Below are 25,374 nucleotides of genomic sequence, written 5' to 3'. Positions count from 1 at the left end.
CCGTACCGTCCCGGGCGCACCGGGATCACTCGAAGAATCCGACAAATGATGACAGAGTGTCCACATGGTTGAACGGGCAGCGGGTCCCCTGTCGCTCCCCGACGACTGGCCCGCCCACGCCGACATCAGCCTGTCCCTCAACCGGATGGGCACCTTCGACTGGGATCTCGACAGCGGACGGCTGCATCTCGACGCCCCGGCCCTCGACGTCTTCGACCTCTGCCCCGACGAGTACGAGGGCCGCCCCGAGGACCTGGCGCCCCGGGTCCCGACCATCGAGTCCACCCGTCTCGACGAACTGGTCTCCCAGGCGCTCCGGGACGGCAGCGAGGGGTACGGCGCGTACTTCCGCGTCCGGCGGCGGGACGGAAGCCTGCGCTGGACCCACATGCAGGGCGTCATCCGCCGGGACGGCACGGGGCGGCCCCACCGGGTGATCGGTCTCGTCCGCGACGCGGCCCAGGAGCTGGCCGACTCCGTCGCGCGCCATGAACTGGGCGCTCTGCGCCGGGTGGGCGCGGGCGTCGTCGAGGGCACCACCCCCGCGCTCGCCCACGCCAGGACCGTCCAGGACGTCATCGACGTCCTCAAGCAGTCCCACGGGCTGGCCCACCTCGGCGCCAGCAGCCTGGTCATGGGCCTGGTGGACGCGGGCCGTATCCATCTGGTCGCCGAGGGCCCCGAGGGCTCCTACGTACCGGGCACCCGGGTCACCCGTACCGACGAGGCGTACCCGATGAGCGAGGTGGTGCGCACGCTCGTGCCCCGCTTCATCGAATCCGCCCAGGAGTTCGCGGACAGCTACCCCATCCTCTGGCCCTCCATCAACGGCCTCGGCATCAACGCCGCCGCCTATCTGCCGCTGATCGCCCAGGCGCGGCCCATCGGGGCGCTCGGGCTGCTCTACCGCGACAGGATCGGCTTCAGCGCCGAGGACCGCAATCTGCTCGTCGCCCTCGGCAGCAGCATCGCGCAGAGCCTCCAGCGGGCCGTGCTCTTCGAGCAGGAGCACGATCTCGCGGAGGGGCTCCAGCAGGCGATGCTGCCGCGCCGGATCCCGGCGGTGCCGGGGGCCGAGATCGCCGTACGCTACCGCTCCGCGCGGCTCGGCCGGGACATCGGCGGCGACTGGTACGACGTGATCCCGCTGCCCGGCGGCCGGGTCGGGACGGTCATCGGGGACGTCCAGGGCCATGACACCCACGCCGCCGCCGTGATGGGGCAGCTCAGGATCGTGCTGCGCGCGTACGCCGCCGAGGGGCACGAGCCCGCCACCGTGATGGCCCGCGCCTCGGTCTTCCTGCACGAACTGGACACCGACCGCTTCGCGACCTGCACCTACGCGGAGGCCGACCTGACGACCGGGGTCGTCCAGCTCGTCCGGGCCGGCCATGTCGATCCGCTCCTCAGGGACACCGACGGAACCTGCCGCAGGCTGCCGTTGCCCGGCGGGATGCCGCTCGGGCTCTCCGCCGCCTTCGGCGGGCTCGACTACCCGGTCGAGACCGTCGAGCTGGACCCGGGACAGACCCTGCTGCTCTACACCGACGGCCTCGTGGAGCAGCCGGGCGCCGATCTCGACGACGGGATGCAGATCCTGGCCACGCTGGTACGGGACGGGCCGCGCGATCTCCAGCACCTCGCCGACCGGCTCTGCGAGGTCGTGGACGCCCGCGGCGGCGAGGACGACGTCGCCGTCCTGCTGCTGCGCCGTGGCGGTACGCGCGCCCCGCGCTCCGGCGGCCGGCTCTACCAGCGGGTCGAGCGGGACGACGCCGAGGGGCTGGCCACCGCCCGCCACATGATCAGGGCGGCGGTCACCGCCTGGGGCGCCCGGGAGCGCTCCGACGCGATCGAACTGGCCGCCGACGAGCTGATCACCAACGCCCTGGTGCACACCGACGGCGGCGCGGCCGTCGTGGTCCGTGTGCTGCCACGACCGGAGCGCCCGGAGCCGGAGCGGCCCGGGACCGGCCGGCGGCTGCGCGTGGAGGTCGAGGACGGGTCGAGCGCGCTGCCGCACCGCCGCGAGGCCGGGGAGTCCGGAGTCTCGGGGCGCGGACTGCTGCTCGTGGACGAACTGGCGGACGCCTGGGGCGTGGAGTCGCGCGGCAGCGGCAAGTGCGTGTGGTGCGAATTCGTCGTCCCGGACCGGCCCGGGCGCTGAACCGCTTCCCCGCCCTCGGTCGATAGATCGGACAGGTCGGCGGCGAAAAATCCCCGAAGGCTTCTTCAGGGGTGTTGACGTCCTCAGTCATCCGATGAATATTCGTCGTGATCGACGACGGACGGACGTCGGCACAGGGGAGGCGGCAGCGGTATGCGGCACACCACGCTCAGGACCGGCGGCACGGTCCGGGTGACCGACCTGTCCTTCGGGGCGGCCGGGATCGGCAATCTCTACACCCCGGTCGACCCCGGGCAGGCGCGCGAGGCCGTCGACGCCGCCTGGGAGGCGGGCATCCGGTACTTCGACACCGCGCCCCACTACGGCCTCGGCCTCTCCGAACGACGGCTCGGCGAGGCGCTGCGCGAGCGGCCCCGGAGCGCGTACACGCTCTCCACCAAGGCCGGCCGGATCCTCGAACCCGTGCCCGGCGCCGCCACCACCGTGCCGGACGATCTGGCCCACGGTTTCGCCGTACCGGCGACGCACCGCAGGGTGTGGGACTTCAGCGCCGACGGCGTACGCCGCTCCGTCGAGGAGAGCCTGACCCGGCTCGGCCTCGACCGGATCGACATCGTCTATCTGCACGACCCCGACGACCACGCCGAGGAAGCCTTCACCCAGGCGTACCCGGCGCTGGAGCGGCTGCGCGCCGAGGGGACCGTCGGCGCCATCGGCGCCGGGATGAACCGGACCGCGATGCTCACCCGCTTCCTGCGCGACACCGACACCGATGTCGTCCTGTGCGCCGGCCGCTTCACCCTGCTCGACGGGTCGGCGCTCACCGAACTGCTCCCCGAGGCCACGGCGCGCGGCCGGAGCGTCGTGGTCGGCGGGGTCTTCAACTCCGGGCTGCTCGCCGACCCGCGCCCCGGCGCGACGTACGACTACACCGCCGCGCCGCCCGCCCTGCTCGACCGGGCCCTGCGCATGGACGCGGTCACCCGGCGGTACGGCGTCCCGCTGCGCGCCGCCGCCCTCCAGTACCCCCGGAGCCATCCGGCCGTCGCGAGCGTCCTGGTCGGCACCCGATCCGCCGCCGAGGTACGGGACGCCGCCGCACTGGCCGAACTGCCCCTCCCCGACGACCTCTGGGCCGAACTGCGCGCCGAGGGACTGCTCACCGAGAACGGAGCCCCCGCATGAGAGTCGCCCTGCACACCAGGGTCCGCGCCGACCGGATCGAGGCGTACGAGGAGGCCCACCGCGAGGTGCCCGCCGAACTCACCGCCGCGATCCGCGCCGCGGGCGCCACCTCCTGGACGATCTGGCGCAGCGGCACCGACCTGTTCCACCTGCTGGAGTGCGCGGACTACGCGGCCCTGCTCGCCGCCCTGGACCGGCTCCCGGTCAACATCGCCTGGCAGGCGCGGATGGCCGAACTCCTCGATGTCGTCCACGACTACTCGGAAGGCGGCGCGGACGCCGGACTGCCCGTGGTGTGGGAGCTGTGACCCCGGTGACCCCCGCCCCCGTCGTCGACGCCCACCACCACGTCTGGGACCTGTCCGTACGCCCCCAGGAGTGGATGACCGGCAGCCGGATGGACCCCATCCGCCGGAACTTCACCCTGGCGGAACTGGCCGTCGAGACACGGGCCGCCGGGGTGGGCGCCACCGTCCTCGTCCAGACCGTCGCCGTCGCCGAGGAGACCCCCGAGTTCCTGGCCCTCGCCGACGGCAGCGATCTCGTCGCGGGCGTCGTCGGCTGGACCGACCTCACCGCGCCCGGCGTCGCCGACACCCTCGCCGAACTGCGCGCCCGCCCCGGCGGCCGGAAGCTCGTCTCCGTACGCCACCCGGTGGAGGGCGAGGCCGACCCGGAGTGGCTGCTCCGCCCCGACGTGCTGCGCGGGCTGGCCGCCGTCGCGGACGCGGGGCTCGCGTACGACCTGCTGGTGCGCCCGCACCAGCTTCCCGCCGCGACCCGGGCGGCCCGGTCCCTGCCGGGGCTCACCTTCGTCCTCGACCATCTCGCCAAACCACCCGTCGCCGAGGGCCGCACCACCCCCTGGGCGGAGCGCTTCCGGGAGCTGGCCGCCCTGCCCAACACCGTCTGCAAGCTCTCCGGGATGGTCACGGAGGCGGCCTGGGACTCCTGGACGGCCGAGGACCTGCGCCCGTACGCGGACATCGCGCTCGACGCCTTCGGGCCGGAGCGGCTGATGTTCGGCTCCGACTGGCCGGTGTGCCGGCTGGCCGCACCGTACGGCGACGTGCTCGACGCGGCGCGTACGGTCACCGACGGGCTCGGCACGGCCGAGCGTGACGCCGTCTTCGGAGGCACCGCGCGCCGCGTCTACACCCTCTGAACCGGATCCGTCTCCTCCCCGGCGGCGGCCCGCGCGAAGGCGTCCCGCACCTCGTCGGGGAACCGGCCGAGCCCGAGCAGCCCGGTGACCGAACCGGTCGCCAGCGCGTGCCAGGTCCCGGCCCTGCGCAGCATCGGGTGGTCGCCGCCGGCCAGCAGCACGGCACACGCCTCGGCGCCCGCGTCCCTGGCGCGGGCGGCCAGCGCCACGCTCTCCCGGGGATCCGTCGTCCGGTCGCGGTCGCCGTGCAGCAGCACGATCCGGCGGCCCCCGAGATGGTCCGCCGGTTCGTCCGGCGGGCACCACGGGGCGAGCCCCACCACGCCGATGACCTGCTCGGCCGCGGCGGCGGCCAGTGCGGCGCGCCCGCCCATCGAATGCCCCACCAGCACCACGGGCACCGGTCCGACCAACTGCTCCAGCTCGTCCAGCGCCCGCCGGGCGTCCCGCGCGGCGTCGGCGCGGGCCCCGTTCCACCCCTGGTGGCGGTAGCGGACCCGGCCCACCACCACGTCGTACCCCTCGGTGGCGCGGAGCACCGCGCGGGTGAACGGCCGCATGCGCGCCCCCGGCGGATTGAGCCGGGTCGGCGGGCGCTCGCTCTCCGAACGTCCGCCGTGCAGCATCAGCACGACGGCGCGGGGGCGCGCGGCCGTCCTGTCGAGGACAAGGGCGGGCCGGACTGCGGCTCGCCGGTCGCTTACAGGCACGTGGGCCTTCCTTCCTGCGGGTGCGGGGATCCCCGCCGGGCGTTCCCCGGAGCCCTGCGGCACGCTGGAACCATGCCGGAAGTACCCGAAGTCGAAGCGCTGCGCACCTTTCTCGACGGCCACCTGGTCGGCAAGGAAATCGTCCGTGTCCTGCCGCTGACGGTCAATGTCCTGAAGACCTATGATCCGCCGCTCTCGGCGCTCGAAGGCACCACGGTCACCGCCGTCGGCCGCCACGGCAAGTATCTCGACATCGTCACCGCGGGCGCAGGCGCAGGCGGTACGGGGGACGGCGGCACGGGGGACGGCGCGCTCCACCTCGCCATCCATCTGGCCCGCGCGGGCTGGCTGCGCTGGAAGGACTCGTTCACCGGCGCCCCGCCGCGCCCCGGCAAGGGGCCGCTCGCCTGGCGGACCGTCCTCGCCGAGGGCGACGGCTTCGACCTGACCGAGGCGGGCACCACCAAGCGCCTCGCCGTCCACCTCGTCCGCGACCCGGCGGACGTCCCCGGCATCGCCCGGCTCGGCCCCGATCCGCTCGCCGCCTCCTTCGACCGTGCCGCGTTCGCCCGGCTGCTCGCCGGTGAACGCCGCCAGATCAAGGGCGCCCTGCGCGACCAGCGGCTCCTCGCGGGCATCGGCAACGCCTACAGCGACGAGATCCTGCACGCCGCGCGGATGTCGCCGTTCAAACCGGTCAAGAACCTCTCCGAGGACGAGATCACCGAGCTGTACCAGGCGCTGCGCACCACCCTCGGCGACGCCGTCGAGCGCTCGCGCGGGGTGGCCGCGGGAGCGCTCAAGGCGGAGAAGAGGACCGGGCTGCGGGTGCACGGCCGTACCGGCGAGGCGTGCCCCGTCTGCGGGGACACCATCAGGGAGGTCTCCTTCAGCGACTCCTCGCTCCAGTACTGCCCCACCTGCCAGACGGGCGGCAGACCGCTCGCCGACCGCAGGATGTCCCGGCTGCTCAAATAGCCGGGACGGGCCGGTCAGCCGCCGCCGATCCGTACCAGCGTGCGGCCGTCCACGGCCCGTACCTCGAAGTGGTCGATCTGGCCGGGCCGCATCGACGCGCCGCCGCGGGTGACCAGCCGCTCGCCGTCCTCCGTACGGGACGCCCAGGTCGTCACCGTCTCCCAGGAGCCGTCCACGCCCACGGCGATCAGCGCGCAGACCCCGGTGACGGCGGGCCGCACCAGCTCCAGATCGATGTTCGTGCCCCAGTCGGTCTCCGTCGTCGTCACCATCGCCGCCGTCCCCGTCGTGTGGTCCGACGCCGTCCACTGCGTGCTCGCCGCGGGGCCCGCGACCGTCGTACGCGTCACCCCGAGGACGGTGAGCGGACCGCCCATCACCAGCGCCGCCGCCACGGCCACCAGCGCGAGCCGCCGCCTGCGGCTGCGGCGCCGCCCCTCCGCCGTACGCCCGAGCAGCCGCGCCAGCATCTCCGGGCCCGCGACGACGACCGGCGCCGTCCCGGCCGGGGTCTGCCGCGCGTAGAGGTCGAGCTGTGTCTTCACCCCGCCGAAGTCACCCAGCGACAGGGTGCACTGCGGGCACTCCATGAGGTGATCCTCGAAGCGAAAGGCGTCCGCGGCGTCGAGCACGCCCAGTGCATAGGCGCCGACATCGCGATGGAGGTCCAAGGTCCGCATGGTGTCTGGTACGCAGCCGGGCGCCGAATCACTCAAAGAAGCCGAATCACACCGAGAAGCCGTGTCCGCCACCGACGACCAGGTCGTTACACTCCGGCGTCATGCTGCGCGTACTGGCTGTGGACGACGAAGAACCGGCCCTGGAGGAGCTGCTCTACCTGCTCAGGGCCGATCCGCGGATCCGGCGGGCCGAGGGCGCCACCAGCGCGACCGAGGCGCTGCGCGGGATCGGCGCCGCGCTCGACGCCGGGCCGGACGACTCCGCCGCCGTCGACGTCGTCTTCCTCGACATCCACATGGCCGGACTGAGCGGACTCGACGTCGCCCGGCTGCTCGCGGGGTTCGCCGAGCCCCCGCTGATCGTCTTCGTCACGGCCCACGAGGGCTTCGCCGTCCAGGCGTTCGACCTGAAGGCCGTCGACTACGTCCTCAAGCCCGTCCGCAGGGAGCGGCTGGCTGAGGCCGTACGCCGGGTCGCCGAACTGGTGGGGGAGCGTACGCCGCACGCCGCCCCGGCCGCCGACCAGATAGCCGTCGAGCTGGGCGGGGTGATCCGCTTCGTCGCCGTCGACGACATCGCCTACGTGGAGGCGCAGGGCGACTACGCCCGGCTGCACACCTGCACCGGCAGCCATCTCGTACGGATCCCCCTGACCACGCTGGAGGAGCGCTGGCGGGCGCGCGGGTTCGTACGGATCCACCGCCGCCATCTCGTCGCGCTGGCCAGGATCGACGAGATGCGGCTGGACGCGGGCGCGATGAGCGTGCGCGTCGGCGACGCCGAGCTGGCCGTCAGCCGCCGGCACGCCCGCGCGCTGAGGGATCTGCTGATGCGGCAGACCGGTCGCTGACCAGGGCCTTCCCCTCGGATCACCGGGCTGCGTACACTCCGGGCGCGAGCCGCTGCCCGACCAGGGCACGACGGGTCGACGGGCACGACGGGGGAGGGGACACCATGGCGGGGGAGCCCGCGGCGCCGCGCCGCGAGATCGTCACCGGGGAGCCCCGGCGGGTACGGCCCCTGCCGCGCTACCGCGCCCAGGCGGAGATAGCCGAGCAGACCGCGCTCGGCGACGCGTACGTACGCTCCCTGATGCGCAGTCAACTGCGCGCCGGACTCACCGCGTTCGCCGTCCTCGCCCTCGTCGCTGGCACCCTGCCCCTGGCCTTCGCCACGCTGCGCGACGCCACCGTCGTGTGGGCCGTGCTGGGCTTCGCCGCCTATCCGCTGCTCACCCTGCTCGCCTGGTGGTACGTACGGCGCGCCGAACGCAACGAACGTGACTTCGCCCGGCTGGTGAAGGGCCGGCCCGTTCCGTGAGCCAGAGCCATCCGGCGGTGGCGATCGCCGTCGTCGTCCTCGCCACCGTCCTCGTCGGCGGTTTCGGGCTGCGGATCTCCCGTACCACCTCCGACTTCTACGTCGCCTCCCGCACCGTCGGGCCGGCCCTCAACGCCGCCGCGATCAGCGGCGAGTACCTCTCCGCCGCCTCCTTCCTCGGGGTCGCGGGACTGGTGCTGCTGCACGGCCCGGACATGCTCTGGTACCCGGTCGGCTACACCGCCGGCTATCTCGTGCTGCTCGTCTTCGTCGCGGCCCCGCTGCGCCGGTCGGGCGCGTACACCCTGCCCGACTTCGCGGAGGGGCGGCTGGAGTCCCGGGCGGTCCGGCGGCTGGTGAGCGTCTTCGTGGTCGGCGCCGGCTGGCTCTATCTCGTACCCCAACTCCAGGGTGCCGGGCTGACGTTGAAGATCCTCACCGGAGCGCCCGACTGGTTCGGCGGGGTGCTGGTCTCCCTCGTCGTGGTGGTGGCCGTCGCGGCGGGCGGGATGCGCAGCATCACCTTCGTACAGGCGTTCCAGTACTGGCTCAAGCTCACCGCGCTGCTGGTGCCCGCGATCTTCCTGCTGCTGGCCTGGCAGGGCGACGGCCGGCCGGCCGTGGACCTCGATCTGACGGCCGCCGTCGCCGGACGCGCCGACCATCCCCTCTACGCGACCTACGGGCTGATCGTGGCGACCTTCCTCGGCACGATGGGACTGCCCCATGTCGTCGTCCGCTTCTACACCAGCCCCAACGGGCGGGCCGCCCGCCGCACCACCGTGTTCGTCCTGGCGCTGATCGGCACGTTCTACCTGCTGCCGCCGATCTACGGCGCGCTGGGCCGGCTGTACGTGCCCGAACTCCCGGGCGCCGAGTACGCCGACGCCGCCGTCCTGCTGCTGCCGGAGCGCGCGATCGGCGGGCTCGGCGGGGATCTGCTGGGCGCGCTCGTCGCGGGCGGGGCGTTCGCGGCGTTCCTGTCGACCGCCTCAGGGCTGACGACCGCCGTCGCGGGGGTGCTCACCCAGGACGTCCTTCCCTCGCGCGGCGTACGGGACTTCCGGCTGGCGACCCCGCTCGCCATGGCCGTCCCGCTCGGCGGCTCCCTGCTGGTCAGCGGGATCCCCGTGGCGGACTCGGTCGGGATGGCCTTCGCGGTCTCCGCGTCGTCGTTCTGCCCGCTGCTCGTGCTCGGGATCTGGTGGCGGCGGCTCACCCCGCCCGGCGCGATCGCCGGGCTGCTGCTCGGCGGCGGTCTCGCGTTCGCGGCGACGGTGATCACGGTGAGCGGTACGGTACGGTCCGGCTGGCCGCACGCGCTGCTGGCCTGGCCCGCCGTGTGGTCCGTACCGGTCGGCTTCCTCGCGATGATCCTGGTGTCCCTGGCCACCCGGAGCCGGATACCGTCCGGCACCAACGCCGCCATGACACGCTTCCACCTCCCGGAGACGCTGATGCCGGGCGGCCGGGACGGCAAGGGAGGCGCGCGATGAGCGGAGCCGCAGGGGGCGCGCGATGAGCGGAGCCGCCCTCGCCGTGCTGATCGTGCTCGGCCCGCTGCTCCTCGCGGGCGGCTTCGTCCTCGGCCGCCGTACCGCGCGCCCCGAGCGGACCAGCGACGTCGGCACCCCCGTCGAGCACGCCACCTTCGAGACCCTGCACACCGCGTCGCTCGCCGCGCCCCCGCTCCGGGCCGGCCTCACCGAGGAGAGCGCCCGCAAGGCCGCCCGCCGGCTGCGCTCCCTGCTCGGCACGGACGCGCTCTGCCTCACCGACCGCGAGCGGGTCCTCGCCTGGGACGGGCTCGGCGGACACCACGCCGAGCGGGCGATGGAGCGGGCCCGGGAACTGCTCGCCAGCGGGCGCGGCACGGCCTTCAGCGACGGCTGCGACGATCTCGACTGCCCGCTGCGCTGGGGCGTGGCGGCCCCGCTGACCGTCGACAACCGGGTGCTCGGCACCCTGATCGCCTACGCGCCGCGCGAGTCCGCGGTGCTCGCCCGCGCGGCCGGCGAGGTGGCCCGCTGGGTCTCCGTGCAGCTCGAACTCGCCGAACTGGACCGCTCCCGCACCCGGTTGATCGAGGCGGAGATCAAGGCGCTGCGGGCACAGATCTCCCCGCACTTCATCTTCAACTCGCTCGCCGCCATCGCCTCGTTCGTCCGCACCGACCCGGAACGGGCCCGTGAACTCCTGCTGGAGTTCGCGGACTTCACCCGCTACTCGTTCCGCAGGCGCGGCGAGTTCACCACCCTCGCCGACGAACTCCACTCCATCGACCAGTATCTGGCCCTCGTCCGGGCCCGGTTCGGCGAACGGCTCTCGGTCACCCTGCAGATCGCCCCCGAAGTGCTGCCCGTGGCACTGCCGTTCCTCTGTCTCCAGCCGCTCGTCGAGAACGCCGTCAAACACGGACTCGAAGGCGCCGTCACCACGAGCCGGATCACCATCAGCGCGCTCGACGCGGGCGCCGAGGCGGAGGTGGTGATCGAGGACGACGGGGTCGGCATGGAGCCGGACCGGCTGCGCCGGATCCTGCGCGGCGAGGGCGACGCCGCCACCGGCATCGGGCTGCTCAACGTGGACGAGCGGCTGCGCCAGGTCTACGGCGACGCGTACGGCCTGGTCATCGAGACCGGGGTCGGCGCGGGTATGAAGATCACGGTACGGGTGCCCAAGTACCGCGCGGGGGTGCACGGCACCTGACCGGCGGGGTCAGAAGAGATGGATCGCGAGATGGCCCAGCGGCAGCCCGAGCTGCCAGGCCGGGGTCCACACCCGCGGCCCCTCCTCCTCTCCCGGGAACTCGCCCGTGCACTCCGGGGCCGGTTCCGCCGCGGAACCACCCGGGCGGAGCGCGCTCCCGCGCGGTGGCGCCACCGCGTCGAGGTCCGGCGCCAGCAGCTCCGTCTCCTCCAGCCAGCGCCAGGCGTCACCGGCCAGCGCCAGATCGGGGTCGCGAACCTCCGAGGCCGACTCGAAGTCGGCCGCCTCCAGCAGGTCCAGGCGTCCGCACACCCAGTCCCGCCAGGACGTCCCGTACGCCGTCAGTGAGCGCCACTCCTCCATCCTGGCCACGACACGCGGGCCGCCCACCGAGCCGTCCGAGAGGAAAATGGTCAGGGCGAGCGCGTCCCGGCCCGCCCGGTACTCCAGTGTCGTCGGCGGCATCAGATCCCCGGTGCGCAGCAGCTCGTCGGCGATGTACTCGGCGTACATCCAAGCCATGGGCACCAGAAGGCCGCCGCCGGCCCCTTCGGTACATTCCGGACGCATTGCTTTTCCGCCTTCCTTTCCTCCCCCGAAGCCTGCTGGGACCGACCACCAATTGCCGGTCGGTCTTAAGGGAGCATTGAACCGGCGGAGACCGCCCCGCGTGGCCAGAAGAGCAGGATCCGGCGGCGGACGGGAGCGGATTGTGACGGGTGAGGCCGAGAGTGACGCGCCCGGCGATGGAGCGGACGATTCCGGTCCGCATGTGCGGTCGCTTCTCGGTGCCTATGTGCTGGAGGCGCTGGAGCCGGCGGAGGACCGGCGGGTCGCGGACCACCTCGCGGGGTGCGACGCGTGCGGCGCCGCCTATCTGGAGGTGGCCGACGCGCCGTCGCTGCTCGCGCTGCTGGACGAGGGCGACCTGCTGTAGCCGGGCAGCTCGCGGGAGAGCGCCCGCAGGGCGTAGTACGAGCGGGACTTGACCGTGCCGGGCGGGATGCCCAGCACCCGCGCCGCCTCGTTCACGCTCAGTCCGCGGAAGTAGATCTGGGCCAGCACCGCGCGGTGCTCACGGCTCAGCGCCCGGACCGCCCGGCGTACGTCGAGCGCCGCGACCGTGCTCTCCGTACGGTCCTCGGGGTCGGCCGTGGCGGCGAGGGTCCCGTCGCTGACCTCCGGGGGGCGCGCGAGGCGTGAGCGGCGCGCGTCGATCGCCAGCCTGCGGGCGACGGTGAAGAGCCAGGGCCGCATCGACTCGAAGGGCCCCTCGAACGCCTCGGGGTGGAGCCAGGCCCGTACCAGGGTCTCCTGGAGCAGATCCTCGGCCCGCTGCCGGTCGCCGTAGGTGAGCCCCAGCAGGAAGTTCAGCAGGGCGGGCCCGTGGTCGCGCTGAAGCTCCGTCAGCGCCCGCTCGTCGGTCGTCTCCGTGGCCGTGGCGGTGGTCATGGTGAACGCCCTTTCCCGTCGGGGTCGCTGTCCTGCGGTGTGCGCTGCCGCCTGCCGTATACGAACCCATGGCGGCGCCGAGGGACAGGGAGCGCACCGAGATCTGCGACGAGCGGTCGCTCACTGCGGCGAGTGGTGCGGTGAACGGTCGGGCGGTGGCGTTCGGCCCCATTCGGGCGTGCTGTCGGCTTGGCTCCTTGACATGCATTTATATGACTATATGGATTCATTGGGTTGGTATTCCGCCCTTTTGTTCCACCGTCCCGTCCGCCAACTCGCGCCCCTTCACGGAAACCGGAGCCCACCCGATGACCCAGCGCATCCGACAGGGAGCCGTGGCCGCCGCCCTGCTCCTCGGCACCACGGCGGCCTGTGCCGGCCCCGGACAGCCGCCCGCCCCGCACGGACCACCGGCACACGGCCCCGCCGCGCAGCGCGGCTTCACGCTGGTGGCCTCCGGCGATGTCCTGCCGCACGACTCCGTCATCGCGTGGGGCAACGAGGCAGCGGACGGTGACGGTTACGACTTCCGGCCCATGCTCGCCGGGGTGAAACCGGTCGTGTCCGGGGCCGATCTGGCGATCTGCCACATGGAGACCGTGTACGGCGAGGAGGAAGGGCCGTTCTCCGGCTACCCGGCCTTCGTCTCCCCGCCCCAGATCGCCGCCGGCCTGCGCGCCACCGGCTACGACTCCTGCTCCACCGCCTCGAACCACGCCCTGGACGACGGCGCCGACGGCGTACGCCGCACCCTCGGCGCCTTCGACAAGGCGGGGGTGAAGCACACGGGCTCGGCGCGCTCCGCGGCCGAGGCCGGCCGCCCCGCCCTGCTGACCGCGGGCGGCGCCCGGGTCGCGCAGCTCGCGTACACCTTCGGCGTCAACGACCAGCCGCTCCCCGATGGGCAGCCCTGGGCCGTCAACCTCATCGACGAACGCCGGATCGTCGCCGACGCGCGCGCCGCCCGCACGGCGGGCGCCGATGTCGTCGTGGTCAGCCTGCACTGGGGCACCGAATGGCAGACCGACCCGGACGACGACCAGCTCGACCTCGGCCGGAAGCTCACCGCGTCCCGCACCGGGGGCCGTCCCGACATCGACCTGATCCTCGGCACCCACGCCCATGTCCCGCAGGCGTACGAGAAGGTCAACGGGACCTGGATCATCTACGGGATGGGCGACCAGATCGCCGGCACGATGGCCAACGACGACGGCGACCAGGACGGACGCGGCAACCAGGGCTCGATCGGCCGCTTCACCTTCGCGCCGCCCGCCGCGCCGGGGCAGCGCTGGCGCGTCGAGAAGGCCGAGTTCGTCCCGCAGCTCATGGACCTCACGTCCGGCCGCGTCGTCAGCCTGCCGCGCGCCCTGCGCGACGAGCCCGACCGCGACGACTACCAGGAGGCCAGGTCGTCGATCACCGCTGCGGTGCTGAGCCGCGGCGCCGCCGCCGACGGACTGACCGAGGGCGACGGCTGACGGGAACGGTGGACGCCCGCTCCGACCAGGCCCCTACGGGACGACGGTCACCGGCCAGCGGCCCGCCTTGACCAGCCGTACCGCCACCGAACCGACGAACCGGTGTCCCGCCGACTCCGAAGCGCCGACCACCACCGCGTCCGCCGTCAGCTCCTCGGCGGCGGTGACCAGGCCGTTGTACGGATCCCCGTGGAAGGTGTGGAACTCCCAGCGGACGTCCCAGGTGTCCTTGACCCGCTCCAGCGATCCGCGGATCTCGGCCACCAGACCCTCGGCGATCTCCCCGGTCGTCTCGGCGACCGGGGCCCCCAGGGCGGCGCCCGCCGCCAGCACGGGCTGTACGTAGACGATCGCCAGCAGCGCGTTCTGCCGCCGGGCGAGACCACTGGCGTACGCGGCGGCACGGAACGAGGACTGGGAACCGTCCATACCGACGACGATCACCTTCGGGCCGTCGGTCCCGCGTTCGAATTCGGTTGGCTGCTGAGTCACGGCACGCAGGCTATCCGCTCTGGTCGGGCCGCCCGGCGCCGGGCCGCCCGGCCCGGCACGGTCCCCACCGGGCCGACCGTCCCGTGAGACACTGCCGTTCCCGCCGGCGCGCGGGGGCCGGGTCGGGCTCCCTCCCTCATCCCATCGGGTGCTTTCCCCGGGATAACCAGTGTTGGTGAACGGCGCGGAGCATCCGCCGTACGAACCATTGGTCATGAAAAAGGATCAGATGATTCTGGGGCGCCGTGGGGTGCTGCGGCTCGCCGCCTGTCTCGGCGTCGCGGTCACCGCCCGGCTGCTGACCGCGGGCGAGGCCGGGACACCGGGCCGCCCCGCCGGGCCGCCGCCCGCGGCGGGGCCGGAGGTGCCGGTGCCGGTGCCGGACCTGCCCCCGCAGGGCGCCGCGGGGCCGCCGGCCGGCGTCGGGCTGCGGCCCTCCGCGTACCGGCTCCAGCCCATGACCGAAGGGGCGCCGAGCGGCCTCGGCAGACCCCTGCCCCCCGTACGCCACAAGCCCTTCCTCGAACTGCCCGAACTGGGCCACACCATGGTGCTCACCTTCGACGACGGACCCGACCCCGCGTACACCCCCGGCATCCTGCGCACCCTGCGCGACCACGACGTCCGGGCGATGTTCTTCGTCTGCGGCGAGATGGTCGACGTCCACCGCGACCTGCTGCGGGAGATCGCCGACGACGGCCATGTCATCGGCAACCACTCCTGGTCGCATCCGCAGATGACCAAGCTCACCCGCTCCGGGATCCGCGGTGAGCTGGAACGGACCAGCGAGGTGGTCGAGGAGACCGTCGGGGCCGCGCCGCTCTGGTACCGCGCGCCGTACGGCGCCTGGAACCGGCACTCCTTCGAACTCGGCGCTGAGATGGGCATGGAACCCCTCGCCTGGACCGTCGACTCCCTCGACTGGACCACACCCGGCACCCGGACGATCGTCCGCAGGGTGCTGGACGGCGCGGGACCGGGCGTCGTCATCCTCTCGCACGACGCGGGCGGCGACCGCTCGCAGAGCGTGACGGCGCTGCGCCGGTATCTGCCCCGGCTGCTGGACGAGGGCTACCGCATCGCGGTGCCGCACCGCTGAACCGCCGGGGGCGGGGGACGGGGGTGTGTACGGCGGTGCGTGGGTACGGGGCCGGTCCCACCGCGGGACCGGCCCCCTGCCGTCAGCGGGTGCCGACCATCCGGGCGAAGACGACGACGTTGCCGTCGTACCCCCGCGTCCTGGAGTAACCGCCGCCGCAGGTGATCACCCGCAGCTCGGCGTGGCCGGTGTCGCCGTAGACCCGGGAGCCGGGGAAGTCGTTCTTGGCGAAGACCTCGACCCCGTACACCTCGAACACGGCGGTGCTGCCGTCGTACCGGTCGACCTCGACGTGCCGGCCCTTCGCCACCGCGCCCAGACCGTAGAAGACGGTGGGACCCGCCTGGTTGTCGACATGGCCGACGACCACCGCCGTACCGCGCTGCCCCGGTGACACTCCGTTCTGGTACCAGCCGGCCAGATTGGGGTCCTGCGGGGGCGGCGCGGCGACCCAGCCGTCCGGGTCGAGCCCCACGTCCATCACCGGCGCGTCCACCTTGATCGCCGGAATGCGGATCCGGGACATCGGTGCGTACGGCAGCGGTTTGATGTCCGGCAGTGCCGAGGTGGCCAGGGCGGCCGGGTCGGGCCTGCTGACCGGCGCCGCAGCGGCCGCCGGCTGCGGCGGTCCCAGCGGTACGTCCACCCCGTTGCGCATCACGGCGATTCCCGTGAGCATGACGAGAGCCAGTACGCCCCAGGGCGAGCGCTTCCTCGACTCCGGGGCGTGATGGTCCTGGCCCATGGTTCTCCCTTCGTGGACGCCTGCACGCACGGTAAGGGCGGAGCGGCCGACCGGCGATCACTGGCGGGCGAACGGGTGGTGCGGGTGCCCGGAGTACCCCAAGCGAGTAACCGGAACGCTCCAACCGAGTAATCCGCCGACAAAACTTCTGACGGTCCGTGACCTGCGGCTCTGCCCGGCCGGACGGCTTTCTGACGGCGTGTCGGCACACCTGCGCGTACCGGGTCGAAATGCGCGCTTCCGGTTGCCCCGTGAGGGTTCGTCATGGAAGGCGTTCTCGTCGAATTTCCCGGAGCGCCGCTTTGGGGCGTCTTCCGCTGGAGGTTCAACGATGCGTGCTTCACGCGCTCTCGCGGTGACCGCGACCGCCTGCGCGGCCGTGGCGCTCTCCGCTCCGCTGGCCGGCGCCACCAATGGCCCCCGCGATGTCTCCGTCAACCCGTTCGAGGTCCACCGGGGCGGCACACTCCACATCCGGGTGGAGGGCTGCGGTCACGGAGGCACGGTCACCTCCAACGCCTTCTCCCGGGTCGAACTGTCCGTCAACTCGTCGGGACACTCCTCGGCGCGCGCCCGGATCCACGACTTCACCACGCCCGGTCACTACAACCTGGCGGTCCGGTGCAGCGACGACCCCCGTACCGTCACGCACCAGTTCCGGGTGCTGGAGGGGCGGGGCGCGCTCGGCGGGCTCGGCGGTTCCGTCGGCCCCAGTTCCACGGAGATGGCGCTCGGCGGCGGCCTGGTCGCCGCGGCGGCCGTCGGCGGATCGTTCTTCCTCACCCGCCGCCGGCGCCTGCACACCGTGGGCGTCTGACCGGACGGGTCCCGGCGGGCCGCCCCGGCCGGGAGCGCCCGAACGGGCAAGGAGGAGCGCGGACGCCGGACGCCCGTCGCCCCGAGCCGGAACGTGGCTCGGGGCGACGGGCGTCCGGCGTCGGGCGCCGGGCGGGTGCGAGGGCGCGGGTGTGGTCAGTGGCCGCGGCCCTCCGCCCGTCGGCGCGCGGTCCAGACCGTTCCGGCCGCGGCGGCCACCACGAGCGCCGTGCCCGCGGCGAGTTCACCCGTACCGACACCGCCCATGCTGCCGCCCAGACCGCCCCGTACCCCGGCGGGCGCGACGCTCGTGGCGGACACGGTCGGCGCGCGGGTCGAGGTGGTCGCCGAGGCCGCGACGGTGAGGTTGGTGCGGCCCGTCGTCCCGTTGCAGGTGAACGAGACCTGGTACACCGCGCCCCGCTTCGCGTCCCAGTCCACGGTGGCGGTTCCCGTACGGCCCGTGGGGATGTTCACGGTGTCGAAGACCGCGGAGGAAGCGGTCGCGGAGGACGCGCAGTTGGTGACGCCGAGGGTCACCCTCCCGCCCGGGGCCACGGTGGAGGGTGTGACGGTGAATCCGAACGGCGTGGAGCCGCCGTGCACCGCCGCGACCGCGGTGGGCGCCGTCAGGGCGAGTGCGGCCACTCCCAGCAGAGCGGTGGTCGTGGCACGTATCGCGCGCATGATGAGCCTCCGGGTCCCCGAGGAGCAGCAGTGGAACCTATTTCCACAGAAGCCGGTACGTGCGCCTCGATGCCGGAAACGCTAGGAGCGCCCTACCACAGCCGCGATCGCTGACGGGCGAATGGGGCACGGCCGTCCCCCGGGTGGCGGACGGCCGTACCCCGTTCGCCGCCGGTCAGCGGCCGATCTGCGGGAACAGTTCGAGGAACGGCGCCGTGGTCGCGCCGATGCCGCGCCCGTACGGGGCGTCGAAGTCCCAGATGAGGAAGAGGAGGAAGGCGATCAGCACACTGAAGAGCCCCGCGAGCAGCAGTTCACGGAACGAGCGGCGGATCTGGAGGACGAAGATCATCCCCACGGTGACCACCGCGCCGATGATGAGGCCGAACCAGACCACCCCCGGCATCGTGTCGCCCGCGTTCTGTCCGCGGGCGCCTCTGGCGTCGTCGGCGGCGGCCACCTGGTCGACCAGCGGCTGGTATGCCTGGCCCTCCAGGTCGGTGCGCGGCGCGTACTGCGAGACATCGGCGCGCAGCTTGTCGAGGAGTTGGGTGCCCTTCGCGCTGAGCGCCTCGTGCCGGGACATGTGCGGCCACTCGGTGTGCACGACGTACGAGACGTACGCGTCGACGTCGCCGCGGATCTGCTCCCGTACCTCCGTGGGGTAGACCTGTACGCGCTGCTGGATCTCGTGGAGCGCCTGCGCCTCCTGGCGTACCGACTCCTGGGCGGCGCCCCTGGCCTCCCAGACGCCGGCGATCGCGAGGCCGAGGACGATCGCGTAGACCACGCCGATCATCATGGTCATGTAGTCCATGACCCCGGGGACATCGGCGGGGTCGTCGGCTTCCTCGCTGACGCCCCGGTTGTTGAAGATGACGATGGTGAGGACGACCGCGCAGGCGGCGGCCATCGCGATGCCCAGGACGAGCCAGTCCGACATGGGACCTCCGTGGATCAGCGGGAACGGGAGCGGGAGCGGGGGCGCAGCACGGCCGCGGCGAGTACGGCGGGGGCCGTGATCAGAAGCATCCGCAGGACGGGGGAGGTGCCGCTCGGCGGCTGTTGACGGGTCGCCTGGCGGTAGGCCGGCAGGGCCACGGCGGGCGGCGACGGTTCGGCGGACGGGGTCGGGCTCGGGCTCGGACTCGGTGTCGGAGAGGGAGCGGGTGGGGGCGGCGTGGGACGGGGCGGCGCGGGCGCGACGGTCACCGGACGCGGCCGGGGCGCGGCGGCGGGCGGCGGTGCCGGTGCCGGGCGGGGCGGTCGCGGGGTGGGCCGGACGACGGGCGGGGGCGGCGGCTTCGGCGTGACCACCACGGGCGGTGGCGGCGGTGGTGGCGGCGTCGGCGGGGGAGGCGGCGGTGGCGGAGGAGGTGGTGGTGGAGGCGGAGGTGGTGGGGGTGGTGGCTTCGGCGGTGGTTCGGGTGGCGGGGGAGGCGTCGGTGTCGGCCGGCAGCCGCCACTGCCCGCCACGGCCACCACCTCCACCGCGTCGCCCGTACCGGTCGAGGCGTAGGCGCAACTGTCCGCCGCGGCGGGCGCCGGGGCGGCGGCCGACAGCGAGATGAGTGCGGCGGCTGTGAGCAGCCGTCCGACGAGCGATCCATACACGGGCAGGAGCTTGGTCATGATCGGGCCCCGGCACGCCGGAAGTTGCTCGGATTCCCCCTGATAGGGGGTATTTGGCACCGGCGAGAACACGCCGCGGAAGTTTTTTCCGGCCGCGTTGAACGGGATGCCGCCTCCGTTCCGTACTTAGGACCATGAGCAGCGCACCCGAGCGCCTCAACCGGCCCATGGATATCAGGAGTTGACATGAACACCTGGCGGAACGCCTCGCTCGCGGTCACCGCGGCGGCCGTACTGGCCCTGACGACGGCGTGCGGTCAGGACCCTGGCACCAACACCAACGGACAGTCCGTCGGCGCCGCGAACCCGGCCGGCGCCGCCGACAGCGGATACGGCGCGGACACCGGCGCCGGGGCGGGGACGGGGGCCGGCGCCGCCGGGGCCGGCACGGCGGCAGCGGCCAAGCCCGCGGGGCAACTCGCCGTGTGGGACAGCAAGAAGCTCGGCAAGGTCCTCACCGACAGTGAGGGCTTCACCCTCTACCGCTTCGACAAGGACACTCCGGCCCCGCCGAAGTCCAACTGCGAGGGCGACTGCGCCACCACGTGGCCCGTCGTGACCGCGGGCGACGCCAAGGCCGCCGCCGGCACCGAGGCATCCCTGCTCGGTGAGGTCACCAGGGCCGACGGGACCAAGCAACTCACCGTCGACGGCTGGCCGATGTACCGCTACGTCAAGGACACCAGCCCCGGCGACGCCAAGGGCCAGGCCGTGGGCGGCACCTGGTTCGCGTCCGCCCCCGACGGCAAGAAGGCATCCCCGGCGGCCGCCGGCGGCGGTTCGGGCGCCGCGGCCGAGGAGCCCTCGGGCGACCTGGCGGGCCTCTCGGTCCGCAAGGACCCGAAGCTCGGCGACGTCGTGGTGGACGCGAAGGGCATGACGGTCTACCGGTTCACGAAGGACACGGCGTGGCCGATGAAGACCGCGTGCACCGGCGCCTGCCTCGACAAGTGGCCGGTGGTCGCCCCCGTCTCCAAGAACGACGTCGACGGCGTCACCACCAAGGGCTTCGTCACCTTCGACCGGCCCGACGGAATCAAGCAGCAGACCCTCAACTGCTCGCCCATCTACACCTTTGTGGGCGACAAGAAGCCCGGCGACACCAACGGTCAGGGCGTCGGCGGCACCTGGTTCGCCGTCACTCCCGACAATGAGCTGGTCGGAGCGTCCGAGTAGTCCCCACGCCGCGTCTCCGACCCAACGGTCCGCCGTCACACTCCTCGGTGTGGCGGCGGACCACATGCACATGCCGACTGTATGTGACCAAGAACGGATCGCTAATTTCCGTTTGGGCTCGCTCTCTTGGCGGTCGATCAGTAGCCTCGGCTCGAACAACCGGCCGTTATCAGGCCGCACCCCGTGGCGACTTGTTGGAGACATCGATGGAGCGTCCCGCCTGGGCCCCGCAGGGCATCGACATTTCGGTGCCGAGCGTTTCCCGCATTTATGACTACTATCTGGGCGGTTCGCACAATTTCGAGGTGGACAGGGAAGCCGCGCGCCGGGCCATGGGGTTCATGCCGGGACTTCCCAAGATCATGAAAGCGAACCGCGCGTTCATGCGCCGCACCGTGGAATTCGCGTCCGCCGAAGGCATCGGCCAGTTCCTCGACATCGGATCCGGGATTCCGGCCTTCGGCAATGTCCACGAAGTCGCCGCCTCGCTCGACCCGGACGCCAAGGTGCTCTACGTCGATCACGACCCGGTCGCCGTCGCCCACAGCCGGGCCGTCCTCGAAGGCAACGCCAACGCCGCCGTCGTGAACGCCGATCTCCGCGAGCCCCGCAAGATCCTGCACAGCCAGGAGGCCGCCGGGCTGTTCGACCTGGAGCGGCCCGTGGCGGTGCTGCTCAACTTCGTCCTGCACTTCCTGGAGGACAAGGACCAGCCCTACCGGGCCGTGGCCGAACTGCGCGACGCGCTCGCCCCCGGCAGCCTCATCACCGTCACCCACGCCTCCTACGACGGCGTCCCGGCCTCCGTGGAGGACACGGACGCCGCCGTCGCCGTCTACACGGAGACCCGCAGCCCGCTGGTGATGCGCTCCCGCGAGCAGATAGCCCGCTTCTTCGACGGCTTCGAGCTGGTCAGGCCCGGCCTGGTGTCCATGCCCGACTGGCGCCCCGGCAGCCCCGCCGACCAGGAGGATCCGTACGCCTACTCGGGCTTCGCCGGAGTGGGACGCAAGGCGTGAGGGAGCAGGGGCAGGAGCCGGGCCCGGCGGACCCGGACGGCCTGGAGGACAGACTCAGAAGGTTCGCGACGATCTGGAGCCGGGCGATCTTCCCGGCGACGGCCACGTCGCTCACGCGCGCCGAGTTCGAGGAGTGCCTGCTGCCGCTGGCCCGCACGCTGCGCGAGGCGCTGCACGCCCGCCCCTTCGACAGCACCCCCGCGGGAGCGGCGGGCACCGCCCTGGTCGCCGCGCACTGCACCGACCCCGAGGCCCTGAGCCGTACCCTCGGCGTCATCGACTCGTACCTGGTCCTGTACTGCGGTACGGACGAACTGCCCGGGGAGGAGAGCCGCGCCCGGTGCGCCCGTCTCCAGCACGCCCTGGCCGCCGGGTACGCCCTGGCCCTGCGGGAGCGGACCCTCGCCGAGCAGGAGGCCGTCGCACGCTCCGCGCTGGCGGCGCGCAGCGACGCGGAGGACGCGCTCCACGCCACCCAGGCCCGCTTCCACGCGGTCTTCGAGGGCGCGGCCATCGGGATCGGCATCGCCGACCTCGACGGCAACGTCCTGGAGGTCAACGACACCCTCACCGAGATGTTCGGCGGGCTCGAACACCATGTCCGCAGCCGCAACGTGAGCGAGTGGGTCCATCCCGAGGACGGCCCCCACGTGTGGCGTCTGTACGGCGAACTGGTGCGCGGCGAGCGTGAGCACTTCCGGGTCGAGAAGGCGTTCTACCGCAACGACGGCACCGTGCTCTGGACCAATCTGACGCTCTCGCTGCTCCGGGACCCCGAGGGCGCCCCGCAGTACCAGCTCGCGCTGATGGAGGACACCACCGAGCGGCGGCTGCTCAATCTGCGGCTGCGGTACGAGGCCACCCACGACGCGCTGACCGGACTGCCCAACCGGACGCTGTTCTTCGAGCGCCTGGAGAAGACGCTCGCCGCGGGCGACGACGCGCGCTTCGGCCTCTGCTACCTCGATCTCGACGGCTTCAAGGCGATCAACGACAGCCTCGGCCACTCCTCGGGCGACCGGCTGCTGGTCGAGGTCGCGGACCGGCTCCAGTCGTGCGCCACCGCGCCGGGCGAGATGGTGGCCAGGATCGGCGGCGACGAGTTCGTGGCCCTGACGACCGGGCCCGGCACCGAGAGCGAGGTGACCGACCTCGCCTCCCGGATCCTCGGCGTGCTGACCACCCCGATCCGGCTGGAGGGCCGGGAGTTCACCGTACGCGGCTCCATCGGCATCGTGGAGGGACCGGCCGCCGGGCGGAGCCCCGCGGAGGTGCTGCGCAGCGCGGACATCACCATGTACCGGGCCAAGGCGGCGGGCGGCAACCGCTTCGAGCTGGCCGACCCGGAGGCCGACGCCCGCGCCATCACCCGGCACGGGCTGACCACGGCGCTGCCGACCGCCCTGGAACGCGGTGAGTTCTTCATCGAGTACCAGCCGCTGGTCCATCTCGACGACGGCACCGTGCACGGCGCTGAGGCGCTGGTGCGCTGGTCCCATCCGCAGCACGGTGTGCTCGGCCCGGACCGGTTCATCCCGCTCGCCGAGCACACCGGGCTGATCGTGCCGCTCGGCCGCTGGGTGCTGGAACAGTCCGTACGGCAGGCCCGGTTCTGGCAGCAGGAGCTGCCGGAGGGCGCGCTCGGCGGACCGCTGCGGATCAATGTGAACCTCTCCCCGGCCCAGCTCCACCACCCCGGACTCGTCGCCGACACGGTCGAGGTGCTGGAGCGGGTCGGGCTGCCGCCGGGCGCGCTCTGCCTGGAGGTCACGGAGTCGGCGCTGATCGGCGCCGACGAGGATCTGCTCAAACCGCTGCGCCAGCTCGCCGAGATGGGCGTGGACATCGCGCTCGACGACTTCGGCACCGGCTACTCCAACCTGGCCAATCTGCGCCGGCTGCCGGTGAGCGTGCTCAAGCTGGATCGTTCCTTCACCCAGGGGATGCAGCAGCATCCGGCCGACCCGGTCGATCTGAAGATCGTCGAGGGGATCGTCTCCCTGGCGCACAGCCTGGAGCTGGCCGTGACGGTGGAGGGCGTGGAGACCGGGGCGCAGGCGGAACATCTGCGCCGACTGGGCTGCGACACGGCGCAGGGCTGGTACTACGCCAGGCCGGGACCGCCCGAGCACCTTCACACCCTGTCGCTGGCGGACGCGGTCTGAGCGGAGCGGCGGCCGGACGGCGACGAACCCGCGGTCCGGGCCGCCGCCGTTCCGGCCTCGCCCTGCGTGGACAGCAGCACCCTCTGCAGCTCCCGGGCGGCACGCGGCGGGGCGACGTCGCTGCGGTGGGCGAGCGCGATCGTACGGCTCAGCCCCGGCCTGGCCAGGGGCGTCACCCGCAGGTCGTGCGCCCGCGCCGCCACCATGCTCGGCACCACCGCCATGCCGAGCTCGGCCCGTACGAAACCGAGCACGGCGTCCATCTCGCCGCCCTCCACGGTGAACGACGGCTCGAACCCGGCGGCCCGACAGGCGGCCACGGTCAGCTCGCGCAGGTCGTAGCCGTGCCGGAACATCACCAGCGGCCGGCCCTCCAGATCGGCGATCCGCACCGGACTCCTGGGGGCCGGGGCGCCGGGCGAGGAGACCACCACCAGGTCCTCGTGGAGCAGTTCGACCGTGGTCAGCGCGGGGGACGCGGCCGGCAGCGGCATCGCCACCAGCGCCAGATCGAGCGCGCCGCGGGCCAGCTCCCGCACCAGATCGTGCGAACCGCTCTCCTCGATCAGCAGCTCGATGCCGGGATGCTGATCATGGAAGGCGCGCAGCACCTCGGGCAGCAGGCCGGTGCACAGACTCGGCGGCGCGCCCAGCCTGACCCGGCCGCGCCGGAGCTGCGCCAGCTCCTGGACCTCGACCCGCGCGGTCTCCGCGTCGGCGAGGATCCGCCGGGCCAGCGGGAGCAGCGCCTCGCCCGCGTCGGTGAGGGCGACATTGCCCCGGGCGCGGCTCAGCAGCTCGGCGCCCAGCTCCTTCTCCAGCGCCCTGATCTGCTGCGACAGCGACGGCTGTGAGACATGCACGCGCTCGGCGGCGCGGGTGAAGTGGCGGGTCTCGGCGACGGCCACGAAATAGACGAGCTGCTGGAACTGCATCTCCCCAGGATACGTCCACGATAGGCACTGTCTATGGACATCAGCCGGACCATGTCTTGGACCTCTCGGGTGCGGCGGCCTAGCGTCATGAACATGGCTCTGGCAACGCGGACGGACAAACGGGCGTCCATGCCCCGCACCCTCTGGGGATCGACGATCGGGAAAAAGACGGTCATGGCCGTGAGCGGCCTGATCATGCTCGGCTACCTCGTCGCGCACATGCTCGGCAATCTCAAGATCTTCTTCGGGGCGTCCGAGTTCAACGGGTACGCCCACTGGCTGCGCACCCTGGGCGAGCCCCTGCTGCACTACGAGTGGGCGCTGTGGCTCGTACGGATCGTCCTCGTCGCCGCCGTCGTCCTGCACGGGGTCTGCGCGTACCAGCTCAGCCGCCGCGACATCGCGGCGCGCCCCAGCCGCTACGTCCACCGGCGGGCGCGCGCGAGCTACGCGACCCGCACCATGCGCTGGGGCGGGATCATCCTCGCCCTGTTCATCGTCTGGCACATCCTCGACCTGACGACCGGCACCGCGCACCCCGGCGGCTTCCAGCCGGGCCATCCGTACCAGAACGTCGTGGACACCTTCTCCACCTGGTACGGCAACACGATCTACATCACCGCGATGGTCGCCCTCGGGCTCCACGTCCGGCACGGCTTCTGGAGCGCCGCGCAGACCCTCGGCGTGGGCAGCGCCGCCCGCGACCGTGTTCTCAAGACCACGGCCGACGTGCTGGCGCTGGCGCTGACCGCGGGCTTCGTCGCCGTACCCGTCGCCGTCATGACCGGAGTGGTGAGCTGAG

28 protein-coding genes are annotated in these 25,374 nt (G+C 72.8%); 18 read left to right on the top strand and 10 right to left on the bottom strand.

Annotation, left to right across the window (positions count from 1 at the left end; translation table 11 throughout):
* The first annotated feature begins 64 nt into the window (after nt 1-64).
* The 4 genes from ACIO3P_RS32190 to ACIO3P_RS32175 all read left to right on the top strand — a co-directional run bounded on the left by ACIO3P_RS32190 (nt 65) and on the right by ACIO3P_RS32175 (nt 4,478).
* Nucleotides 65-2,167: a SpoIIE family protein phosphatase gene (locus ACIO3P_RS32190; protein ID WP_401850041.1), complete on the top strand. Its 2,103-nt coding sequence runs from the start codon at nt 65-67 to the stop codon at nt 2,165-2,167.
* Between the two features lie 153 nt (nt 2,168-2,320).
* The gene (locus ACIO3P_RS32185; protein WP_401850040.1) at nt 2,321-3,313 is read left to right on the top strand and encodes an aldo/keto reductase; all 993 of its coding nucleotides are present in this window, start codon (nt 2,321-2,323) and stop codon (nt 3,311-3,313) included.
* Nucleotides 3,310-3,621 carry an L-rhamnose mutarotase gene (locus tag ACIO3P_RS32180; RefSeq protein ID WP_329826468.1) on the top strand — a complete coding sequence of 104 codons (312 nt, stop codon included), beginning with the start codon at nt 3,310-3,312 and terminating at the stop codon, nt 3,619-3,621. Before ACIO3P_RS32185 ends, ACIO3P_RS32180 begins: the two co-directional genes overlap by 4 nt.
* Nucleotides 3,622-3,626: 5 nt before the next feature.
* Nucleotides 3,627-4,478 carry an amidohydrolase family protein gene (locus ACIO3P_RS32175; RefSeq protein WP_401787608.1) on the top strand — a complete coding sequence of 284 codons (852 nt, stop codon included), beginning with the start codon at nt 3,627-3,629 and terminating at the stop codon, nt 4,476-4,478.
* Here the strand turns inward: ACIO3P_RS32175 and ACIO3P_RS32170 are convergent.
* Entirely contained in the window at nt 4,466-5,188 is a 723-nt protein-coding gene (locus tag ACIO3P_RS32170; protein ID WP_401850038.1) for an alpha/beta fold hydrolase, read from the bottom strand. The two genes, ACIO3P_RS32175 and ACIO3P_RS32170, sit on opposite strands and share 13 nt — an antisense overlap.
* Before the next feature lie 72 nt (nt 5,189-5,260).
* Here ACIO3P_RS32170 and ACIO3P_RS32165 point away from each other — a divergent pair, with 72 nt between their 5' ends.
* Nucleotides 5,261-6,166, top strand: coding sequence for an Fpg/Nei family DNA glycosylase (locus ACIO3P_RS32165; RefSeq protein WP_401850036.1), 906 nt, complete (start codon nt 5,261-5,263; stop codon nt 6,164-6,166).
* 14 nt (nt 6,167-6,180) lie between these two features.
* Here ACIO3P_RS32165 and ACIO3P_RS32160 read toward each other — a convergent pair whose 3' ends face one another.
* A complete protein-coding gene (locus ACIO3P_RS32160) occupies nt 6,181-6,846 on the bottom strand; it encodes a zf-HC2 domain-containing protein (RefSeq protein WP_329826472.1) in 666 nt (221 codons plus the stop codon).
* A gap of 101 nt (nt 6,847-6,947) precedes the next feature.
* Between ACIO3P_RS32160 and ACIO3P_RS32155 the strand changes: the two genes are divergently transcribed.
* The 4 genes from ACIO3P_RS32155 (at nt 6,948) to ACIO3P_RS32140 (ending at nt 10,876) form a co-directional block, all read left to right on the top strand.
* Entirely contained in the window at nt 6,948-7,697 is a 750-nt protein-coding gene (locus ACIO3P_RS32155) for a LytR/AlgR family response regulator transcription factor (protein ID WP_401850034.1), read from the top strand.
* 104 nt (nt 7,698-7,801) lie between these two features.
* Entirely contained in the window at nt 7,802-8,167 is a 366-nt protein-coding gene (locus ACIO3P_RS32150) for a hypothetical protein (protein WP_329826474.1), read from the top strand.
* Nucleotides 8,164-9,663: a cation acetate symporter gene (locus tag ACIO3P_RS32145; RefSeq protein WP_401850033.1), complete on the top strand. Its 1,500-nt coding sequence runs from the start codon at nt 8,164-8,166 to the stop codon at nt 9,661-9,663. Before ACIO3P_RS32150 ends, ACIO3P_RS32145 begins: the two co-directional genes overlap by 4 nt.
* A gap of 22 nt (nt 9,664-9,685) precedes the next feature.
* Nucleotides 9,686-10,876, top strand: a complete 1,191-nt coding sequence (locus ACIO3P_RS32140) for a histidine kinase (protein ID WP_329826476.1) — start codon at nt 9,686-9,688, stop codon at nt 10,874-10,876.
* 9 nt (nt 10,877-10,885) lie between these two features.
* Here ACIO3P_RS32140 and ACIO3P_RS32135 read toward each other — a convergent pair whose 3' ends face one another.
* Nucleotides 10,886-11,446 (bottom strand): hypothetical protein, encoded by a 561-nt coding sequence (locus ACIO3P_RS32135; protein ID WP_329826477.1) that lies wholly within the window; start codon nt 11,444-11,446, stop codon nt 10,886-10,888.
* 142 nt (nt 11,447-11,588) lie between these two features.
* Here ACIO3P_RS32135 and ACIO3P_RS32130 point away from each other — a divergent pair, with 142 nt between their 5' ends.
* On the top strand, nt 11,589-11,813 hold the full coding sequence (locus ACIO3P_RS32130) for a zf-HC2 domain-containing protein (protein ID WP_399288054.1): 225 nt from the start codon (nt 11,589-11,591) through the stop codon (nt 11,811-11,813).
* On the opposite strand, the gene ACIO3P_RS32125 is transcribed toward ACIO3P_RS32130, so the two are convergent.
* Complete coding sequence (locus tag ACIO3P_RS32125; RefSeq protein ID WP_401850032.1) at nt 11,750-12,328, bottom strand: sigma-70 family RNA polymerase sigma factor; 579 nt, start codon at nt 12,326-12,328, stop codon at nt 11,750-11,752. The two genes, ACIO3P_RS32130 and ACIO3P_RS32125, sit on opposite strands and share 64 nt — an antisense overlap.
* A gap of 308 nt (nt 12,329-12,636) precedes the next feature.
* On the opposite strand from ACIO3P_RS32125, the gene ACIO3P_RS32120 reads away from it, so the two are divergent.
* Nucleotides 12,637-13,806, top strand: a complete 1,170-nt coding sequence (locus tag ACIO3P_RS32120; protein WP_401850031.1) for a CapA family protein — start codon at nt 12,637-12,639, stop codon at nt 13,804-13,806.
* A 33-nt stretch (nt 13,807-13,839) separates the two neighbouring features.
* Here the strand turns inward: ACIO3P_RS32120 and ACIO3P_RS32115 are convergent, their stop codons facing one another.
* Nucleotides 13,840-14,298, bottom strand: a complete 459-nt coding sequence (locus ACIO3P_RS32115) for a universal stress protein (RefSeq protein ID WP_329826481.1) — start codon at nt 14,296-14,298, stop codon at nt 13,840-13,842.
* Between the two features lie 214 nt (nt 14,299-14,512).
* Between ACIO3P_RS32115 and ACIO3P_RS32110 the strand changes: the two genes are divergently transcribed.
* Complete coding sequence (locus ACIO3P_RS32110) at nt 14,513-15,397, top strand: polysaccharide deacetylase family protein (protein ID WP_329826482.1); 885 nt, start codon at nt 14,513-14,515, stop codon at nt 15,395-15,397.
* Nucleotides 15,398-15,479: 82 nt separating this feature from the next.
* On the opposite strand, the gene ACIO3P_RS32105 is transcribed toward ACIO3P_RS32110, so the two are convergent.
* Nucleotides 15,480-16,142, bottom strand: a complete 663-nt coding sequence (locus tag ACIO3P_RS32105) for a class F sortase (RefSeq protein WP_329826483.1) — start codon at nt 16,140-16,142, stop codon at nt 15,480-15,482.
* 331 nt (nt 16,143-16,473) lie between these two features.
* Here ACIO3P_RS32105 and ACIO3P_RS32100 point away from each other — a divergent pair, with 331 nt between their 5' ends.
* Nucleotides 16,474-16,959 carry a hypothetical protein gene (locus ACIO3P_RS32100; RefSeq protein ID WP_329826484.1) on the top strand — a complete coding sequence of 162 codons (486 nt, stop codon included), beginning with the start codon at nt 16,474-16,476 and terminating at the stop codon, nt 16,957-16,959.
* Nucleotides 16,960-17,114: 155 nt separating this feature from the next.
* On the opposite strand, the gene ACIO3P_RS32095 is transcribed toward ACIO3P_RS32100, so the two are convergent.
* The 3 genes from ACIO3P_RS32095 to ACIO3P_RS32085 form a co-directional block, all read right to left on the bottom strand.
* Nucleotides 17,115-17,645, bottom strand: a complete 531-nt coding sequence (locus tag ACIO3P_RS32095; RefSeq protein ID WP_401850029.1) for a hypothetical protein — start codon at nt 17,643-17,645, stop codon at nt 17,115-17,117.
* Nucleotides 17,646-17,820: 175 nt separating this feature from the next.
* Nucleotides 17,821-18,588, bottom strand: a complete 768-nt coding sequence (locus ACIO3P_RS32090; RefSeq protein WP_329826695.1) for a hypothetical protein — start codon at nt 18,586-18,588, stop codon at nt 17,821-17,823.
* Nucleotides 18,589-18,602: 14 nt separating this feature from the next.
* Nucleotides 18,603-18,746 (bottom strand): hypothetical protein, encoded by a 144-nt coding sequence (locus ACIO3P_RS32085; RefSeq protein WP_401850027.1) that lies wholly within the window; start codon nt 18,744-18,746, stop codon nt 18,603-18,605.
* Nucleotides 18,747-18,825: 79 nt separating this feature from the next.
* Here ACIO3P_RS32085 and ACIO3P_RS32080 point away from each other — a divergent pair, with 79 nt between their 5' ends.
* The 4 genes from ACIO3P_RS32080 (at nt 18,826) to ACIO3P_RS32065 (ending at nt 23,637) form a co-directional block, all read left to right on the top strand.
* Nucleotides 18,826-19,164 carry a hypothetical protein gene (locus ACIO3P_RS32080; protein ID WP_401850025.1) on the top strand — a complete coding sequence of 113 codons (339 nt, stop codon included), beginning with the start codon at nt 18,826-18,828 and terminating at the stop codon, nt 19,162-19,164.
* A 299-nt stretch (nt 19,165-19,463) separates the two neighbouring features.
* The gene (locus ACIO3P_RS32075; protein WP_401850023.1) at nt 19,464-20,453 is read left to right on the top strand and encodes an SCO0930 family lipoprotein; all 990 of its coding nucleotides are present in this window, start codon (nt 19,464-19,466) and stop codon (nt 20,451-20,453) included.
* A gap of 206 nt (nt 20,454-20,659) precedes the next feature.
* The gene (locus tag ACIO3P_RS32070) at nt 20,660-21,472 is read left to right on the top strand and encodes an SAM-dependent methyltransferase (protein WP_329826487.1); all 813 of its coding nucleotides are present in this window, start codon (nt 20,660-20,662) and stop codon (nt 21,470-21,472) included.
* Nucleotides 21,469-23,637, top strand: a complete 2,169-nt coding sequence (locus ACIO3P_RS32065; RefSeq protein WP_329826488.1) for an EAL domain-containing protein — start codon at nt 21,469-21,471, stop codon at nt 23,635-23,637. Before ACIO3P_RS32070 ends, ACIO3P_RS32065 begins: the two co-directional genes overlap by 4 nt.
* Here the strand turns inward: ACIO3P_RS32065 and ACIO3P_RS32060 are convergent.
* The gene (locus tag ACIO3P_RS32060) at nt 23,607-24,572 is read right to left on the bottom strand and encodes a LysR family transcriptional regulator (protein WP_401850022.1); all 966 of its coding nucleotides are present in this window, start codon (nt 24,570-24,572) and stop codon (nt 23,607-23,609) included. The two genes, ACIO3P_RS32065 and ACIO3P_RS32060, sit on opposite strands and share 31 nt — an antisense overlap.
* 93 nt (nt 24,573-24,665) lie before the next feature.
* On the opposite strand from ACIO3P_RS32060, the gene ACIO3P_RS32055 reads away from it, so the two are divergent.
* Nucleotides 24,666-25,373, top strand: coding sequence for a succinate dehydrogenase (locus tag ACIO3P_RS32055; RefSeq protein WP_329826490.1), 708 nt, complete (start codon nt 24,666-24,668; stop codon nt 25,371-25,373).
* Nucleotide 25,374: the final 1 nt, after the last annotated feature.

It is taken from the genome of Streptomyces sp. NPDC087310 (assembly GCF_044744405.1).
Lineage (GTDB): Bacteria > Actinomycetota > Actinomycetes > Streptomycetales > Streptomycetaceae > Streptomyces.
The sequence above is the reverse complement of the archived record's forward strand: the minus strand, read 5'-3'. Positions and strand labels throughout refer to the sequence as shown.

What these genes read in the sequence shown, in the direction of transcription:
- ACIO3P_RS32140 (WP_329826476.1), top strand. Translation starts at nt 9,686, where the DNA reads ATGAGCGGAGCCGCCCTCGCCGTGCTGATCGTGCTCGGCCCGCTGCTC.
- ACIO3P_RS32165 (WP_401850036.1), top strand. Translation starts at nt 5,261, where the DNA reads ATGCCGGAAGTACCCGAAGTCGAAGCGCTGCGCACCTTTCTCGACGGC.
- ACIO3P_RS32095 (WP_401850029.1), bottom strand. Translation starts at nt 17,645, where the DNA reads ATGCGCGCGATACGTGCCACGACCACCGCTCTGCTGGGAGTGGCCGCA.
- ACIO3P_RS32120 (WP_401850031.1), top strand. Translation starts at nt 12,637, where the DNA reads ATGACCCAGCGCATCCGACAGGGAGCCGTGGCCGCCGCCCTGCTCCTC.
- ACIO3P_RS32075 (WP_401850023.1), top strand. Translation starts at nt 19,464, where the DNA reads ATGAACACCTGGCGGAACGCCTCGCTCGCGGTCACCGCGGCGGCCGTA.
- ACIO3P_RS32090 (WP_329826695.1), bottom strand. Translation starts at nt 18,588, where the DNA reads ATGTCGGACTGGCTCGTCCTGGGCATCGCGATGGCCGCCGCCTGCGCG.
- ACIO3P_RS32185 (WP_401850040.1), top strand. Translation starts at nt 2,321, where the DNA reads ATGCGGCACACCACGCTCAGGACCGGCGGCACGGTCCGGGTGACCGAC.
- ACIO3P_RS32160 (WP_329826472.1), bottom strand. Translation starts at nt 6,846, where the DNA reads ATGCGGACCTTGGACCTCCATCGCGATGTCGGCGCCTATGCACTGGGC.
- ACIO3P_RS32155 (WP_401850034.1), top strand. Translation starts at nt 6,948, where the DNA reads ATGCTGCGCGTACTGGCTGTGGACGACGAAGAACCGGCCCTGGAGGAG.
- ACIO3P_RS32060 (WP_401850022.1), bottom strand. Translation starts at nt 24,572, where the DNA reads ATGCAGTTCCAGCAGCTCGTCTATTTCGTGGCCGTCGCCGAGACCCGC.
- ACIO3P_RS32110 (WP_329826482.1), top strand. Translation starts at nt 14,513, where the DNA reads ATGAAAAAGGATCAGATGATTCTGGGGCGCCGTGGGGTGCTGCGGCTC.
- ACIO3P_RS32135 (WP_329826477.1), bottom strand. Translation starts at nt 11,446, where the DNA reads ATGCGTCCGGAATGTACCGAAGGGGCCGGCGGCGGCCTTCTGGTGCCC.
- ACIO3P_RS32055 (WP_329826490.1), top strand. Translation starts at nt 24,666, where the DNA reads ATGGCTCTGGCAACGCGGACGGACAAACGGGCGTCCATGCCCCGCACC.
- ACIO3P_RS32100 (WP_329826484.1), top strand. Translation starts at nt 16,474, where the DNA reads ATGCGTGCTTCACGCGCTCTCGCGGTGACCGCGACCGCCTGCGCGGCC.
- ACIO3P_RS32150 (WP_329826474.1), top strand. Translation starts at nt 7,802, where the DNA reads ATGGCGGGGGAGCCCGCGGCGCCGCGCCGCGAGATCGTCACCGGGGAG.
- ACIO3P_RS32125 (WP_401850032.1), bottom strand. Translation starts at nt 12,328, where the DNA reads ATGACCACCGCCACGGCCACGGAGACGACCGACGAGCGGGCGCTGACG.
- ACIO3P_RS32105 (WP_329826483.1), bottom strand. Translation starts at nt 16,142, where the DNA reads ATGGGCCAGGACCATCACGCCCCGGAGTCGAGGAAGCGCTCGCCCTGG.
- ACIO3P_RS32180 (WP_329826468.1), top strand. Translation starts at nt 3,310, where the DNA reads ATGAGAGTCGCCCTGCACACCAGGGTCCGCGCCGACCGGATCGAGGCG.
- ACIO3P_RS32190 (WP_401850041.1), top strand. Translation starts at nt 65, where the DNA reads ATGGTTGAACGGGCAGCGGGTCCCCTGTCGCTCCCCGACGACTGGCCC.
- ACIO3P_RS32070 (WP_329826487.1), top strand. Translation starts at nt 20,660, where the DNA reads ATGGAGCGTCCCGCCTGGGCCCCGCAGGGCATCGACATTTCGGTGCCG.